General features: G+C 38.2%; 10 protein-coding genes, 2 tRNA genes and 3 rRNA genes. All 15 read right to left on the minus strand.

The genetic code is table 11. The features are described 5' to 3' along the window. Nucleotides 1-1,135: 1,135 nt before the first annotated feature. Nucleotides 1,136-1,250: ribosomal RNA gene (gene rrf / locus MUA21_RS08605) — 5S ribosomal RNA — on the minus strand. A gap of 77 nt (nt 1,251-1,327) precedes the next feature. Further along, nucleotides 1,328-4,248, minus strand: a 23S ribosomal RNA gene (locus tag MUA21_RS08610). 283 nt (nt 4,249-4,531) lie between these two features. Further along, nucleotides 4,532-6,084, minus strand: a 16S ribosomal RNA gene (locus MUA21_RS08615). The 16S, 23S and 5S rRNA genes sit together here with 2 tRNA genes alongside, the layout of an rRNA operon. A 144-nt stretch (nt 6,085-6,228) precedes the next feature. Beyond that, nucleotides 6,229-6,302 (minus strand) — tRNA-Gly (locus tag MUA21_RS08620). A 35-nt stretch (nt 6,303-6,337) separates the two neighbouring features. After that, a tRNA-Leu gene (locus tag MUA21_RS08625) sits at nt 6,338-6,420 on the minus strand. A gap of 346 nt (nt 6,421-6,766) precedes the next feature. After that, on the minus strand, nt 6,767-7,219 hold the full coding sequence (locus tag MUA21_RS08630) for a SprT family protein (RefSeq protein ID WP_107526307.1): 453 nt from the start codon (nt 7,217-7,219) through the stop codon (nt 6,767-6,769). Next, entirely contained in the window at nt 7,212-9,362 is a 2,151-nt protein-coding gene (locus tag MUA21_RS08635) for a Tex family protein (RefSeq protein ID WP_262561085.1), read from the minus strand. The genes MUA21_RS08630 and MUA21_RS08635 overlap by 8 nt, the downstream gene beginning before the upstream one ends. Before the next feature lie 137 nt (nt 9,363-9,499). Next, the gene (sigB, locus tag MUA21_RS08640) at nt 9,500-10,270 is read right to left on the minus strand and encodes an RNA polymerase sigma factor SigB (RefSeq protein WP_262561086.1); all 771 of its coding nucleotides are present in this window, start codon (nt 10,268-10,270) and stop codon (nt 9,500-9,502) included. Then, nucleotides 10,245-10,727 carry an anti-sigma B factor RsbW gene (gene rsbW / locus MUA21_RS08645; protein WP_107526309.1) on the minus strand — a complete coding sequence of 161 codons (483 nt, stop codon included), beginning with the start codon at nt 10,725-10,727 and terminating at the stop codon, nt 10,245-10,247. Before rsbW ends, sigB begins: the two co-directional genes overlap by 26 nt. 1 nt (nt 10,728) lies before the next feature. Continuing rightward, nucleotides 10,729-11,055 carry an anti-sigma factor antagonist gene (locus MUA21_RS08650; protein WP_046207788.1) on the minus strand — a complete coding sequence of 109 codons (327 nt, stop codon included), beginning with the start codon at nt 11,053-11,055 and terminating at the stop codon, nt 10,729-10,731. A gap of 68 nt (nt 11,056-11,123) precedes the next feature. Further along, on the minus strand, nt 11,124-12,125 hold the full coding sequence (locus MUA21_RS08655; protein WP_046207787.1) for a SpoIIE family protein phosphatase: 1,002 nt from the start codon (nt 12,123-12,125) through the stop codon (nt 11,124-11,126). Nucleotides 12,126-12,467: 342 nt separating this feature from the next. Continuing rightward, nucleotides 12,468-12,830, minus strand: coding sequence for a type II toxin-antitoxin system PemK/MazF family toxin (locus MUA21_RS08660; protein WP_019468010.1), 363 nt, complete (start codon nt 12,828-12,830; stop codon nt 12,468-12,470). Beyond that, the gene (mazE, locus tag MUA21_RS08665; protein WP_046207786.1) at nt 12,827-12,997 is read right to left on the minus strand and encodes a type II toxin-antitoxin system antitoxin MazE; all 171 of its coding nucleotides are present in this window, start codon (nt 12,995-12,997) and stop codon (nt 12,827-12,829) included. The genes MUA21_RS08660 and mazE overlap by 4 nt, the downstream gene beginning before the upstream one ends. An 87-nt stretch (nt 12,998-13,084) precedes the next feature. After that, nucleotides 13,085-14,233 (minus strand): alanine racemase, encoded by a 1,149-nt coding sequence (alr, locus tag MUA21_RS08670; protein ID WP_064209856.1) that lies wholly within the window; start codon nt 14,231-14,233, stop codon nt 13,085-13,087. 106 nt (nt 14,234-14,339) lie between these two features. Beyond that, nucleotides 14,340-14,690 (minus strand): holo-ACP synthase, encoded by a 351-nt coding sequence (gene acpS, locus MUA21_RS08675; protein WP_046207784.1) that lies wholly within the window; start codon nt 14,688-14,690, stop codon nt 14,340-14,342. Between the last annotated feature and the right edge of the window lie 28 nt (nt 14,691-14,718).

The raw sequence follows: 14,718 nt of genomic DNA on the forward strand, positions 1-14,718 counted from the left end.
TCCTTTTACGTAAAAAAAAGACCCTTCCGGGTCTTGATTGCCTGTAAAGTCACACTTCTTAATTTTAATTTTTACGTTTCACACTTATATATCTTTATAAATTTATATGTTATTGAAATACTGTGACTTATGCATGGGCTTTAGCTCATGCATTCCTCTTTACCTGCTCTTGCGGAACGTAAGTCAGCTATCTTCGGCACTAAGAAGCTTTTCTGACTTCAGACAAGCGCTCGTAAAGTACCACTCTCAATTTATTGAGATAGCGGTACTTATGCATGAGTTTTTGCTCATGCATTCCTTTTACTATTTCACGCTTTCCTCACTCACTTACCGCTTGTAAGCTCATTTCGTCTCTCGTTTACTTCGTCAGCTTCAAACGCTTTCTTTTGTCAGTTTACAGTTCTTCGAACTGGGAAGTTAAGCTCCTTTTACGTAAAAAAAAGACCCTTCCGGGTCTTGATTGCCTGTAAAGTCACACTTCTTAATTTTAATTTTTACGTTTCACACTTATATATCTTTATAAATTTATATGTTATTGAAATACTGTGACTTATGCATGGGCTTTAGCTCATGCATTCCTCTTTACCTGCTCTTGCGGAACGTAAGTCAGCTATCTTCGGCACTAAGAAGCTTTTCTGACTTCAGATAAGCGCTCGTAAAGTACCACTCTCAATTTATTGAGATAGCGGTACTTATGCATGAGTTTTTGCTCATGCATTCCTTTTACTATTTCACGCTTTCCTCACTCACTTACCGCTTGTAAGCTCATTTCGTCTCTCGTTTACTTCGTCAGCTTCAAACGCTTTCTTTTGTCAGTTTACAGTTCTTCGAACTGGGAAGTTAAGCTCCTTTTACGTAAAAAAAGACCCTTTCGGGTCTTGATTGCCTGGCAACGTCCTACTCTTGCGGAACGTAAGTCAGCTACCATCGGTGCTAAGGACCTTTCCTGACTTCAGCCAAGCGCTCGCATCTTTCCTCAGTTTCACGCTTTCCTCACTCACTTACCGCTTGTAAGCTCGTTTCGTCTTTCGTTTACTTCGTCAGCTTCAAACGCTTTCTTTTGTCAGTTTGCAGTTCTTCGAACTGGAAGTTAAGCTCCTTTTATGTGAAAAAAAGACCCTTTCGGGTCTTGATTGCCTGGCAACGTCCTACTCTTGCGGAACGTAAGTCCGACTACCATCGGCGCTAAGGAGCTTAACTTCTGTGTTCGGCATGGGAACAGGTGTGACCTCCTTGCTATAGTCACCAGACAATGTCATGTATAAAATTTATACACTCAAAACTAGATTGTAAGTAAAATTTAGTTCAACCAACAAAACTTTTAAATTTGATTAAGTCTTCGATCGATTAGTATTCGTCAGCTCCACATATCGCTATGCTTCCACCTCGAACCTATTAACCTCATCATCTTTGAGGGATCTTATAACCGAAGTTGGGAAATCTCATCTTGAGGGGGGCTTCATGCTTAGATGCTTTCAGCACTTATCCCGTCCATACATAGCTACCCAGCGATGCCGTTGGCACGACAACTGGTACACCAGAGGTATGTCCATCCCGGTCCTCTCGTACTAAGGACAGCTCCTCTCAAATTTCCTACGCCCACGACGGATAGGGACCGAACTGTCTCACGACGTTCTGAACCCAGCTCGCGTACCGCTTTAATGGGCGAACAGCCCAACCCTTGGGACCGACTACAGCCCCAGGATGCGATGAGCCGACATCGAGGTGCCAAACCTCCCCGTCGATGTGAACTCTTGGGGGAGATAAGCCTGTTATCCCCGGGGTAGCTTTTATCCGTTGAGCGATGGCCCTTCCATGCGGAACCACCGGATCACTAAGTCCGTCTTTCGACCCTGCTCGACTTGTAAGTCTCGCAGTCAAGCTTCCTTGTGCCTTTACACTCTATGAATGATTTCCAACCATTCTGAGGAAACCTTTGAGCGCCTCCGTTACTCTTTAGGAGGCGACCGCCCCAGTCAAACTGTCCATCTGACACTGTCTCCCACCATGATTAATGGTGCGGGTTAGAAATCCAATACAGCGAGGGTAGTATCCCACCAACGCCTCCACGTAAGCTAGCGCTCACGTATCTAAGGCTCCTACCTATCCTGTACAAGCTGTACCGAATTTCAATATCAGACTACAGTAAAGCTCCACGGGGTCTTTCCGTCCTGTCGCGGGTAACCTGCATCTTCACAGGTACTATGATTTCACCGAGTCTCTCGTTGAGACAGTGCCCAAATCGTTACGCCTTTCGTGCGGGTCGGAACTTACCCGACAAGGAATTTCGCTACCTTAGGACCGTTATAGTTACGGCCGCCGTTTACTGGGGCTTCGATTCGTAGCTTCGCAGAAGCTAACCACTCCTCTTAACCTTCCAGCACCGGGCAGGCGTCAGCCCCTATACATCACCTTACGGTTTAGCAGAGACCTGTGTTTTTGATAAACAGTCGCTTGGGCCTATTCACTGCGGCTCTCCTGGGCGTGAACCCTAAAGAGCACCCCTTCTCCCGAAGTTACGGGGTCATTTTGCCGAGTTCCTTAACGAGAGTTCGCTCGCTCACCTTAGAATTCTCATCTTGACTACCTGTGTCGGTTTGCGGTACGGGCACCATAAATCTAGCTAGAGGCTTTTCTCGGCAGTGTGAAATCAACGACTCGAGGAAACAATTTCCTCTCCCCATCACAGCTTGACCTTATGAGTGCCGGATTTGCCTAACACTCAGTCTTACTGCTTGGACGTACAATCCAATCGTACGCTTCGCCTATCCTACTGCGTCCCCCCATCGCTTAAAACGATTCATGGTGGTACAGGAATATCAACCTGTTATCCATCGCCTACGCCTATCGGCCTCAGCTTAGGACCCGACTAACCCAGAGCGGACGAGCCTTCCTCTGGAAACCTTAGTCAATCGGTGGACGGGATTCTCACCCGTCTTTCGCTACTCACACCGGCATTCTCACTTCTAAGCGCTCCACATGTCCTTGCGATCATGCTTCAACGCCCTTAGAACGCTCTCCTACCATTGTCCTACGGACAATCCACAGCTTCGGTAATATGTTTAGCCCCGGTACATTTTCGGCGCAGTGTCACTCGACTAGTGAGCTATTACGCACTCTTTAAATGATGGCTGCTTCTAAGCCAACATACTAGTTGTCTGGGCAACGCCACATCCTTTTCCACTTAACATATATTTTGGGACCTTAGCTGGTGGTCTGGGCTGTTTCCCTTTCGAACACGGACCTTATCACCCACGTTCTGACTCCCAAGTTAAATTGATTGGCATTCGGAGTTTGTCTGAATTCGGTAACCCGAGAAGGGCCCCTCGTCCAAACAGTGCTCTACCTCCAATAATCATCACTTGAGGCTAGCCCTAAAGCTATTTCGGAGAGAACCAGCTATCTCCAGGTTCGATTGGAATTTCTCCGCTACCCTCAACTCATCCGCTCACTTTTCAACGTAAGTCGGTTCGGTCCTCCATTCAGTGTTACCTGAACTTCAACCTGGTCAAGGGTAGATCACCTGGTTTCGGGTCTACGACCAAATACTCAACGCCCTATTCAGACTCGCTTTCGCTACGGCTCCACATTCACTGCTTAACCTTGCATCAAATCGTAACTCGCCGGTTCATTCTACAAAAGGCACGCCATCACCCATTAACGGGCTCTGACTACTTGTAAGCACACGGTTTCAAGTTCTCTTTCACTCCCCTTCCGGGGTACTTTTCACCTTTCCCTCACGGTACTGGTTCACTATCGGTCACTAGAGAGTATTTAGCCTTGGGAGATGGTCCTCCCAGATTCCGACGGAATTTCTCGTGTTCCGTCGTACTCAGGATCCACTCAAGAGAGAACAGATTTTCGACTACAGGATTATTACCTTCTTTGATGCATCTTTCCAGATGCTTCGTCTAATCTATTCCTTTGTAACTCCGTATAGAGTGTCCTACAACCCCAACAAGCAAGCTCGTTGGTTTGGGCTCTTCCCGTTTCGCTCGCCGCTACTCAGGGAATCGATTTTTCTTTCTCTTCCTGCGGGTACTAAGATGTTTCAGTTCTCCGCGTCTACCTTCGATACGCTATGTATTTACATATCGATAATACGACATAACTCGTATTGGGTTCCCCCATTCGGAAATCTCTGGATCACAGCTTACTTACAGCTCCCCAAAGCATATCGTCGTTAGTAACGTCCTTCATCGGCTTCTAGTGCCAAGGCATCCACCGTGCGCCCTTAATAACTTAATCTATTTGCTTTCCAACTCGACAACCGTCGGTTGAAAACCCAAAATGTTATTAATCTGTGAGTGTTCTTTCGAACACTAGCGATTATTTCTTTTTGAATTCAAGCTTATTTAAAACTCTTATTCACTCGGTTTTGCTTGGTAAAATCATAAATTTTACTTACTTATCTAGTTTTCAATGTACAAATCATTAAAGAATACTCGAATGAGCATTCAAAACTGAATACAATATGTCAATGTTATTCCTTTATCATCTTCTATAGAAGATGTTCCGAATATATCCTTAGAAAGGAGGTGATCCAGCCGCACCTTCCGATACGGCTACCTTGTTACGACTTCACCCCAATCATTTGTCCCACCTTCGACGGCTAGCTCCATAGATGGTTACTCCACCGGCTTCGGGTGTTACAAACTCTCGTGGTGTGACGGGCGGTGTGTACAAGACCCGGGAACGTATTCACCGTAGCATGCTGATCTACGATTACTAGCGATTCCAGCTTCATGTAGTCGAGTTGCAGACTACAATCCGAACTGAGAACAACTTTATGGGATTTGCATGACCTCGCGGTTTAGCTACCCTTTGTATTGTCCATTGTAGCACGTGTGTAGCCCAAATCATAAGGGGCATGATGATTTGACGTCATCCCCACCTTCCTCCGGTTTGTCACCGGCAGTCAACTTAGAGTGCCCAACTTAATGCTGGCAACTAAGCTTAAGGGTTGCGCTCGTTGCGGGACTTAACCCAACATCTCACGACACGAGCTGACGACAACCATGCACCACCTGTCACTTTGTCCCCCGAAGGGGAAGGCTCTATCTCTAGAGTTGTCAAAGGATGTCAAGATTTGGTAAGGTTCTTCGCGTTGCTTCGAATTAAACCACATGCTCCACCGCTTGTGCGGGTCCCCGTCAATTCCTTTGAGTTTCAACCTTGCGGTCGTACTCCCCAGGCGGAGTGCTTAATGCGTTAGCTGCAGCACTAAGGGGCGGAAACCCCCTAACACTTAGCACTCATCGTTTACGGCGTGGACTACCAGGGTATCTAATCCTGTTTGATCCCCACGCTTTCGCACATCAGCGTCAGTTACAGACCAGAAAGTCGCCTTCGCCACTGGTGTTCCTCCATATCTCTGCGCATTTCACCGCTACACATGGAATTCCACTTTCCTCTTCTGCACTCAAGTTTCCCAGTTTCCAATGACCCTCCACGGTTGAGCCGTGGGCTTTCACATCAGACTTAAGAAACCGCCTACGCGCGCTTTACGCCCAATAATTCCGGATAACGCTTGCCACCTACGTATTACCGCGGCTGCTGGCACGTAGTTAGCCGTGGCTTTCTGATTAGGTACCGTCAAGACGTGCACAGTTACTTACACATTTGTTCTTCCCTAATAACAGAGTTTTACGATCCGAAGACCTTCATCACTCACGCGGCGTTGCTCCGTCAGGCTTTCGCCCATTGCGGAAGATTCCCTACTGCTGCCTCCCGTAGGAGTCTGGACCGTGTCTCAGTTCCAGTGTGGCCGATCACCCTCTCAGGTCGGCTACGTATCGTTGCCTTGGTAAGCCGTTACCTTACCAACTAGCTAATACGGCGCGGGTCCATCTATAAGTGATAGCAAAACCATCTTTCACTTTAGAACCATGCGGTTCTAAATGTTATCCGGCATTAGCCCCGGTTTCCCGGAGTTATTCCAGTCTTATAGGTAGGTTACCCACGTGTTACTCACCCGTCCGCCGCTAACGTCAAAGGAGCAAGCTCCTTATCTATTCGCTCGACTTGCATGTATTAGGCACGCCGCCAGCGTTCATCCTGAGCCAGGATCAAACTCTCCATAAAAAATTATGATGTTTGATTAGCTCATAAAATACTAATTTGTGTTATCAATAACACGTTGTTTTGATTCAACATTTAATGTTGAAATCGGAATTAACGTTGACATATTGCAATTCAGTTTTCAATGTTCATTTTAATATTTCATAATGGAGCGGGTGATGGGAATCGAACCCACAACATCAGCTTGGAAGGCTGAGGTTTTGCCATTAAACTACACCCGCATATTTTCATATAAATCATATGTAATGTATTTTGATGCGGCCGAGAGGACTTGAACCTCCACGGGATAAATCCCACTAGGCCCTCAACCTAGCGCGTCTGCCATTCCGCCACGGCCGCTCGGTTGACGCTAAAATTTTCCGTTCATCAAGTTAACGTACTCAATTTTAATATGTTTGAAATGTTTTGTCAATAAGTTTTTAAAATTTCTTTAACAAACTTAATAAGTCCTTCATTTGATTTCATATTATTTTCGCAACGTTTAATATAATATAACATAAATTATATATCGTCAACACTTACAAATAACTAATTAGAGTAAAATATTCATTTTTATTTATTTTATCTAATTAAATGCACAAATTTCATATATTTATATCGTCTTTTTAATATCAAACGTGTAAAGTGATTCTTAAATAAAAAAGAGCTGAAAAGTATCAGCTCTCTTGCTACTTAAATTCACTATTTAAAAATGGCTTTGTTCTATCAATTTCCCTTTGCAATGTCCACAAAGCATTTTATTTAAATTCACTTTTCTTATTCTAGCATATTTCACACCGCAGTTTGAGCATTTATAGATGTACCTAACTCGATTCTCATAGCTTTCAACTGCTGAACAAAATCTCGGGGCACCTGTTTGCGCACTGAGTAACTTGAAATCTTTATCTTTGTGTTTATATCCTTTTCCTTGTATATGAAGATGGTAATGACATAACTCATGTTTAATAATATCAATAACTGCCTTTTCACCGAAAGCGTCATATTGCTTTGCATTTATTTCTATATTGTGTGTATTCAATATATAACGCCCACCAGTTGTTCTAAGTCGTTTATTAAAATAAGCTTTATGTTTAAACGGTCTTTTAAAAATTGTGGTAGAAATAGACTCTGTCATGCTTTGTAATTTTTCATTATTCATGAGGATCAATCATAGTTAGTGATACTTTCCCTTTCTTGTCATCAATATCTAATATCCAAACATCAACAATATCTCCAACACTGACAACATCCATTGGGTTTTTAACAAATTTCTTAGATAATTTTGAAATGTGTACAAGGCCATCTTGTTTAACACCAATATCAACAAAGGCTCCAAAGTCAACTACATTTCTTACAGTTCCACTTAACTTCATATCTTTCGATAAATCTTCAATCGATAAGACATCCGATTTTAATATTGGTGTCTCAAATTCATCACGTGGATCTCTATTTGGTGCAATTAATGATTTGATAATATCTTCAAGGGTAGGTTCGCCAATGTTTAACTTTGTAGCCATGTCAGTCAAATCCACATGATTTAAAGCTGTTTTCAAATCAGCTTTTCCTAAATCATCTGCACTAAAACCAATCTCACTTAACAATTGATAAGTTGCTTGGTAACTTTCTGGATGAATTGATGTATTATCTAAAGGTTCACTACCATTGATAATTCTTAAAAAACCAATACTTTGTTCAAATGTTTTAGCGCCTAACCTTTTTACTTTGGCAATATCCTTATTGTGTTTAATAGGCCCATTTTCTTCACGGTATAAAATTATGTTTTGGGCTATAGTCGAAGACAGACCAGACACATATTGCAATAGTGAGCGTGAAGCTGTATTTACATCAACACCTACTTGGTTAACAGCTGTTTCGACAACAAAAGTTAACGCGCCCTCCAATGCTTTTTGGTTAACATCATGTTGATATTGACCAACGCCAATTGATTTTGGGTCAATTTTTACAAGCTCACTTAATGGATCTTGTACCCTTCTTCCAATCGAAACAGCACTACGTTCTTCTACTTGAAAATCTGGGAACTCTGAACGAGCGATTTCTGAAGCAGAATAAACAGAAGCTCCAGCCTCGTTAACAATTATAAATTGTGTTTTTAATTTATGTTTTTGAATCATTGAAGCTACAAATTGTTCTGTTTCTCTACTAGCCGTACCATTACCGATAGCAATTAAATCAATATCATATTTATTTACAAACTGAACAAACGTTTTCTCCGCGTCTTCCTTTTTATTTACTGGTGGATGCGGGTATATTACTCCTTTAGCTATAAAAGTGCCGAAAGGATTTATTACAGCCAATTTACAACCTGTTCTAAAAGCAGGGTCCACTCCTAGAATTTGTTTGCCTTTCATTGGTGGTTGTAATAATAAATTTCTTAAATTTTCGCTGAATACATCAATAGCATGTTTTTCAGCTTTTTCTGTTAGGTCACCTCTTATCTCTCTTTCAATCGAAGGCATGATTAATCTTTTCAAACTATCAGAAATTGCATTTTCAATAATTGTTGAACCTTCATGATGATGAATCGTTTCATGCTTACGAATAAAATTCTCAATGCCTTGAATATCCATTTCTATTTTAACTGTTAGTATTTTTTCTTTTTCTCCCCGATTGATTGCTAATGTTCTATGATTTGCAATTTTTTTAATTGGTTCTGAATAATCATAATACATTGAAAAAATCTCTTGGTCATCCTCAGCATTCTTTTTCTTTTGTGTAACAATTTTGCCATGCTGGAAAGTATCTTTAAGTATTTTAGTTCTATATTTAGGTTCATCTGAAACTTTTTCTGCAATAATATCTTGCGCACCTTGTATTGCTTGTTCTATATTTTTTATTTCTTCATTGAAAAATTGAGTTGCTTTTTCTTCTATTGTCATTTCTAAACTAGGATTTTTGAGCCACTTTGCAAAAGGTTCTAAACCTTTTCTTTTCGCTTCCGTAGCTCTTGTTTTCTTTTTCTGTTTATATGGTCTATATAAATCTTCAACTCTTTGTAGCTTTGTTTGCTTTAAAATGTCATTTTTTAATTCTGTAGTCAGTAAACCTTGTTCTTCTATATTATGTATAACTTCTTCTTTTCTTTTTTGAAGATTAACCATATATTGATATTCATCATTAATTTGTTTTATTTCTACTTCATCTAATCCGCCAGTCTGTTCTTTACGATAGCGTGCAATAAATGGTACCGTATTTTTTTCTTCAAGCAACGTTAATACTGCATTAATTTGTTTACTTGAAAATTTATATTTTTCTTTTATAGATTGTATTAAATTACTATCCATAGTATCCTCCACTCATAAATAAAAAATTTATTACTAATATATTCTAACATATAACGTTATCTTGATTCTTTTTCTAAAAATAATCGAAGTATAAAAAAGCAGAATTCATTAAATGAATTCTGCTTTAAGCATATATTTTATTGGTTTGCTGCTTCTTGAAGTTTCTTAATTGCTGTTCGTTGTAACCGGGATACATGCATTTGACTTAAACCTATTCTTTCACCTGTTTCTTTTTGACTTAAACCTTCAATAAATGTGCACTGTATAATCTCTCTTTCCCGTTCAGATAAAATTGGGAGTATTTTTTCTAATATCATACGCTTTTCAGTTAAATCATAATTATCATCTTGTTGCCCCATAATATCTAATAATGTAACAGTCGATCCGTCTTTATCCGCTTCAATAGAATGGTCTACACTTAATGCATTATAACTTTGACCCATTTCCATAGCTTCGAGCACATCTTCTTCATTGACTTCCAACCTATCGGCAATTTCAGCAATAGAAGGTGAGCGCTCTAACTCATTTGTCAATTCATCAGTCACTTTCTTAATACGGGGTCCGATTTCTTTAATTCGCCTAGGAACGTGCACACTCCACGTTTTATCACGTAGATAACGCTTAATCTCACCAATTACAGTTGGTACTAAAAAAGCTTCGAACTTTCTATCAAAAGATAGGTCGAATCGGTTAATTGCACCAATTAAACCAACCATACCAACCTGAACGAGATCTTCGTGATGAGATTGACCTTTTGAATATTTATATGCCAATGATTCAACCAACTTTTTATAATGTTTAACAAGTTTATCTTGAGCATCTGAATTCTCATTATTTTGATGCTCCATTATCCACTGGTTGATTTGTTCAGGTGATACGTCATTAACTGATTTCGACTCTCTCGCCATTATTTCGCACCTGCTCTTTTTTTATATACTTAATCATGCTAATGGTTACACCAGAGTTTTTATCCACTGTAACTTCATCCATTAAAGATTCAATTAAAAATAAACCAAGACCTCCCTCTCTAAGGAAATCTATATTTTCATTGTCTTTATATGGTCCTAATTTTGCTTTTGTTTCTTCATAATCGAAACTTTCCCCTTGATCGGAAATAACTATTTTAATTTTATCATCAAAAATTTCAAAACAAAGGTTAATCATTCCTACATCCGTAGCATCGTTTTTATATGCGTGTTTTACTGCATTTGTTACTGCTTCGCTAACTGCTATTTTGGCATCTTCTATATCGTCATATGACGCCCCAGCACGTGAAAATACACCTGATAGAGTCAAACGTATTAAGCTTACATACTCTGCTGATGCTGGTAAACGCATTTCTATATAGTCTTTTTTAAGTTGCATGTTATTCGACCTCCGTTCCTTCATTAACATGCATCAAATCTTTTAAACCTGTGATATCAAATAGTCGACTTATTCGATCTGAAGCACCTAATATATATAATTCTTTATCGTTTTGATTTAAAGCCTTTAAAGTTCCGACAAATAGTCCTAAACCGGTTGAATCCATATAACTAACATTTTCTAAATTTACATATATATCATGCGTTCCCTCTTGTCTCATCGGCATGAGTACTTCTTCAAGTTCTGGAACAGTATAAACATCTAATTCTCCGCCAACTTTAACTTCATAATGTGTATCATGTGATATTGTTTCAATATTTAGATTCATAAATTACACTCCTAAGCATAGTCTCATTAATAACCGTTATACCCTTTTATTTTAATCATTAATCTTATCTAATTCACTCTTTTTATTATCAATATTGTTAAATCGTCTCTTTTTTCTGGATTTTGAATTTTTAAAATTGCTTCATATAAAAGTTGAACAATGTCTTGTGGATGCATATGTTTATACTTTTTTATCATATCTAGTAAATAACTTTTATCTAAAAAGTCACCAGCTTCATTTCTTACTTCTGTGACACCATCTGTAAAAATGATAACTAAGTCATCTAAATGAACGGGTATTTCTTGTTGATTGTATCGTGTTTGTTGGCTAACACCTAAAACACGACCTCTCACTTTAATTTCCTCAAATGTTTCGGTTTCAGCTCTATAAATATACCCTGGCTCATGACCAGCAGAACTGCAATATAACAAGTGGTTTAATTCTTCATACAGTCCATAAAACATCGTTACGAACATATTTTGATTCACATTTTTTTCTACCACGCGATTCAATCGTTTAAGACCATCGCTTGGCAATTGGGAATGCCCATATGAATCCATACCAAATTTGATCATACTCATAGCTAAGGCAGCAGGTATACCTTTACCTATAACATCTGCTACTGCAAAACTCATCGTACCGTCTTTATGATCTATTAAATTAAAGTAATCGCCACTAACCTTTTGCGCAGCTACGGAAATTACACCGATTTGAATACTATCGAATTGAGGAATATCTGTCTTAAGCATCGTTTGCTGTAAACGGGATGCTAAGTCAATTTCTTTATCATGATATTGTAATCGATTTACAAGATCTTGATAATCTCTATAATTATAGCCAAATCCTTTTACTACTTCTTTAAGTACGTTGAATGTTTTAGAAATTTGTTCACTACTTAACTCTAATGCTTGAACATAATTTTTATGAATTTCAACGATATCTTCTGGTAGCAAGTCTTTTCTTTTCACTTCTTCGGTGAAGCCTTCACACTTTTTTAATAAATCTGTCTCATTTACTGTGTGTAGACTTTCGTCAATTAGCGCTTTATATTGATTTTTGAACTCTTTCACTCAGTATTTCCTCCTCAAAATGCAAATATAAATCGCATACATCGGTTTTAACAAGAATATATTCTGTTATATGTATGTGTATTAAATATTTAATCAAGCAATACAGTTTTGTTTCTAGCAAAGTGAGATGTTTTTAAATACATACTTTACGTTGATATCGAAAAAAGCTTTAGGATAACCTAAAGCTTTTCAACTTAAACATCCTATTCATAAATATTTGATTACAAACACACGCTTTATTTTCTCTGTTCTATTTCAAATTATCTTGGAATTAAGTGTTTGTTGCATGTATAAGGAATTGATGTCTGTTATTCGTTATTTTATTACGCTCACTTTTAAAAATTATGTTCTATGATTTCTAATATTATGTAAACCTAGGCTAATATCTATAGCATTATTAACTTCTTGCATTTTTTCTTCAGATAGATATGTCAGCTTTTCTTTTAATCTGTTCTTGTCTAACGTCCGTATTTGCTCTAATAATATAACAGAATCTTTGTCGAGTTTATACTTGCTTTTTTCTATTTCTACATGTGTAGGTATTTTAGCTTTATTAATCCTACCTGTAATTGCAGCTACAATTACGGTAGGACTATACTTGTTACCAGTATCATTTTGTATAATGACTACGGGCCTTATTCCCCCTTGTTCAGAACCCTGTACTGGTGACAAATCAGCTAAATAAACGTCTCCTCTTCTCATCATTCATTGTTATTCTTAGATATAATGTAGACTTCATTGCAATCGCAAGCTTCACATTCAAATGGAAATGCTTCCGCCGCAAGGGAGAGATTCAAGTCAGCCATTTGTGAATAGCCTTCTTTTAATAGTTGTTCAATACTATGATTTCTGCTTTGATTAAAACTTGCCATGAATAAAGACCTCCATGTGACTAAAATAGAATATATTGAGATTTCTTGTTAGATATATAATAACAAATTTTAAATACAGTGACTATACTATTTTAGTAATTCATTAAGGATTTCTAGGTCTTGAGTACCATAATAGATACGTGGCAATCTCCTATTTAAGCGACATAAAACTTCATAATTGATAGTATGTTGTTGATATGCCAGCGCTTCCACAGATTGTTCACTGTCTGAATGATGATCCAACAATATCACTTTATCACCAGTTTGAATTTCTTCTGGAATTTTAATAATTATTTGATCCATGCAAACTTTTCCAATAATTTCACATTGTTTGCTGTTAACATTTACATTAAATCCGGTCATCATTCTTGGAAATCCATCTGCATAACCAACAGGAATAATACCGATTTTTGTAGGTTCTGTCGCTGTATAAATACTGCCGTAACTCACAGATTCGCCTGGTTGCAAGACTTTTGTTTGTACAATTTCACTAATCCATTGCGCACTTGGTTTTAAATGTATTTTCACACTGTCTTTAACATAACTTGAAGGATAATAACCGTATAATGATATACCCACCCGCACTGAATTACAGAATTGGCTATCTTTCATTAATGCACCTGCAGAATTTTGCGAATGTATATACTGTGGCTTTTCTTCTTCATTGACAATTGATTCAAATAAACTTTGTTGCTGATTCATTGATTCTCCAGGTTCATCTGCACATGCAAAATGCGTAAACACCCCTTCAAATACTAAATGATCATGGTTATGGATTAACTCAATAACTTCTTTATATTCCGCTGCATCTTTAATACCTAATCTTCCCATGCCAGTATCTATTTTTACATGTAACCATAAATCTTTGTCGTTATCTTCTGGAATTTCTTTTAACGCTTCAACTAACCATGCTTTTGATGGAATGGTGATTGCTACGCGATGTTGTATGGCTTTATTAATATTATATGTAGGTATAACGCCTAATATTAAAATTTTAGCATCTATACCGTGCATTCTTAATTCTATCGCTTCATCCAAAGTTGCTACGCCAAAAAAATCAGCGCCATGATCCATAAGGTAACGTGCGATTTTCACGCTGCCAAGACCATAAGCATTCGCTTTTACGATTGGCATCACCGTTTTATTTGGGTGTAATTTTTGGAAAACTTGAAAATTTGCCACAATTGCATTTAAATCTACGTTTAAATATGTGGATCTATAATACTTATCAGTCATTAAACGAGACCTCCATTTCAAAAATAAAGTTACACTTTGACATACATTAAATTAATTTTATAACAATTAAATAAAGATAGCCAAAACTTTATATTAAAATCGTTTTTTATTTTTCTATAATGACTTGGCTCATTGCGTAATGTTCTGTGTGTGAAATACTTACATGAACTGTAAAACCATCATAATGTATACATGGTTTTCCAAGTTCATCATTAAAACAATCTATTTCATTTAATGCTATAGTTTTTCCAAGTCCTGTACCGAGCGCTTTGCTAAAAGCTTCTTTACAGGTAAATCTTCCCGCTAAAAATTCTATTTTACGCGTTTCACTTTTAAATTGATGAAAGTGTTGTTGCTCATTTTTTGACAATACACGTTCTACCAATTTGTCTTGTCTATAGTAAAGTTTTTTTATTCTAGCTATTTCTATTAAATCAACGCCTATACCATGTATCATTAGCTACTCCTGCCTTTCTATGACAAGT

This window comes from Staphylococcus ureilyticus, from assembly GCF_025558845.1.
Lineage (GTDB): Bacteria > Bacillota > Bacilli > Staphylococcales > Staphylococcaceae > Staphylococcus > Staphylococcus ureilyticus.

Excerpts from the sequence above, each read along its gene's own strand:
- MUA21_RS08650 (WP_046207788.1), bottom strand. The coding sequence starts at position 11,055 with ATGAATCTAAATATTGAAACAATATCACATGATACACATTATGAAGTT.
- mazE (WP_046207786.1), bottom strand. The coding sequence starts at position 12,997 with ATGGCAAGTTTTAATCAAAGCAGAAATCATAGTATTGAACAACTATTA.
- acpS (WP_046207784.1), bottom strand. The coding sequence starts at position 14,690 with ATGATACATGGTATAGGCGTTGATTTAATAGAAATAGCTAGAATAAAA.
- MUA21_RS08660 (WP_019468010.1), bottom strand. The coding sequence starts at position 12,830 with ATGATGAGAAGAGGAGACGTTTATTTAGCTGATTTGTCACCAGTACAG.
- alr (WP_064209856.1), bottom strand. The coding sequence starts at position 14,233 with ATGACTGATAAGTATTATAGATCCACATATTTAAACGTAGATTTAAAT.
- MUA21_RS08630 (WP_107526307.1), bottom strand. The coding sequence starts at position 7,219 with ATGAATAATGAAAAATTACAAAGCATGACAGAGTCTATTTCTACCACA.
- sigB (WP_262561086.1), bottom strand. The coding sequence starts at position 10,270 with ATGGCGAGAGAGTCGAAATCAGTTAATGACGTATCACCTGAACAAATC.
- MUA21_RS08635 (WP_262561085.1), bottom strand. The coding sequence starts at position 9,362 with ATGGATAGTAATTTAATACAATCTATAAAAGAAAAATATAAATTTTCA.
- rsbW (WP_107526309.1), bottom strand. The coding sequence starts at position 10,727 with ATGCAACTTAAAAAAGACTATATAGAAATGCGTTTACCAGCATCAGCA.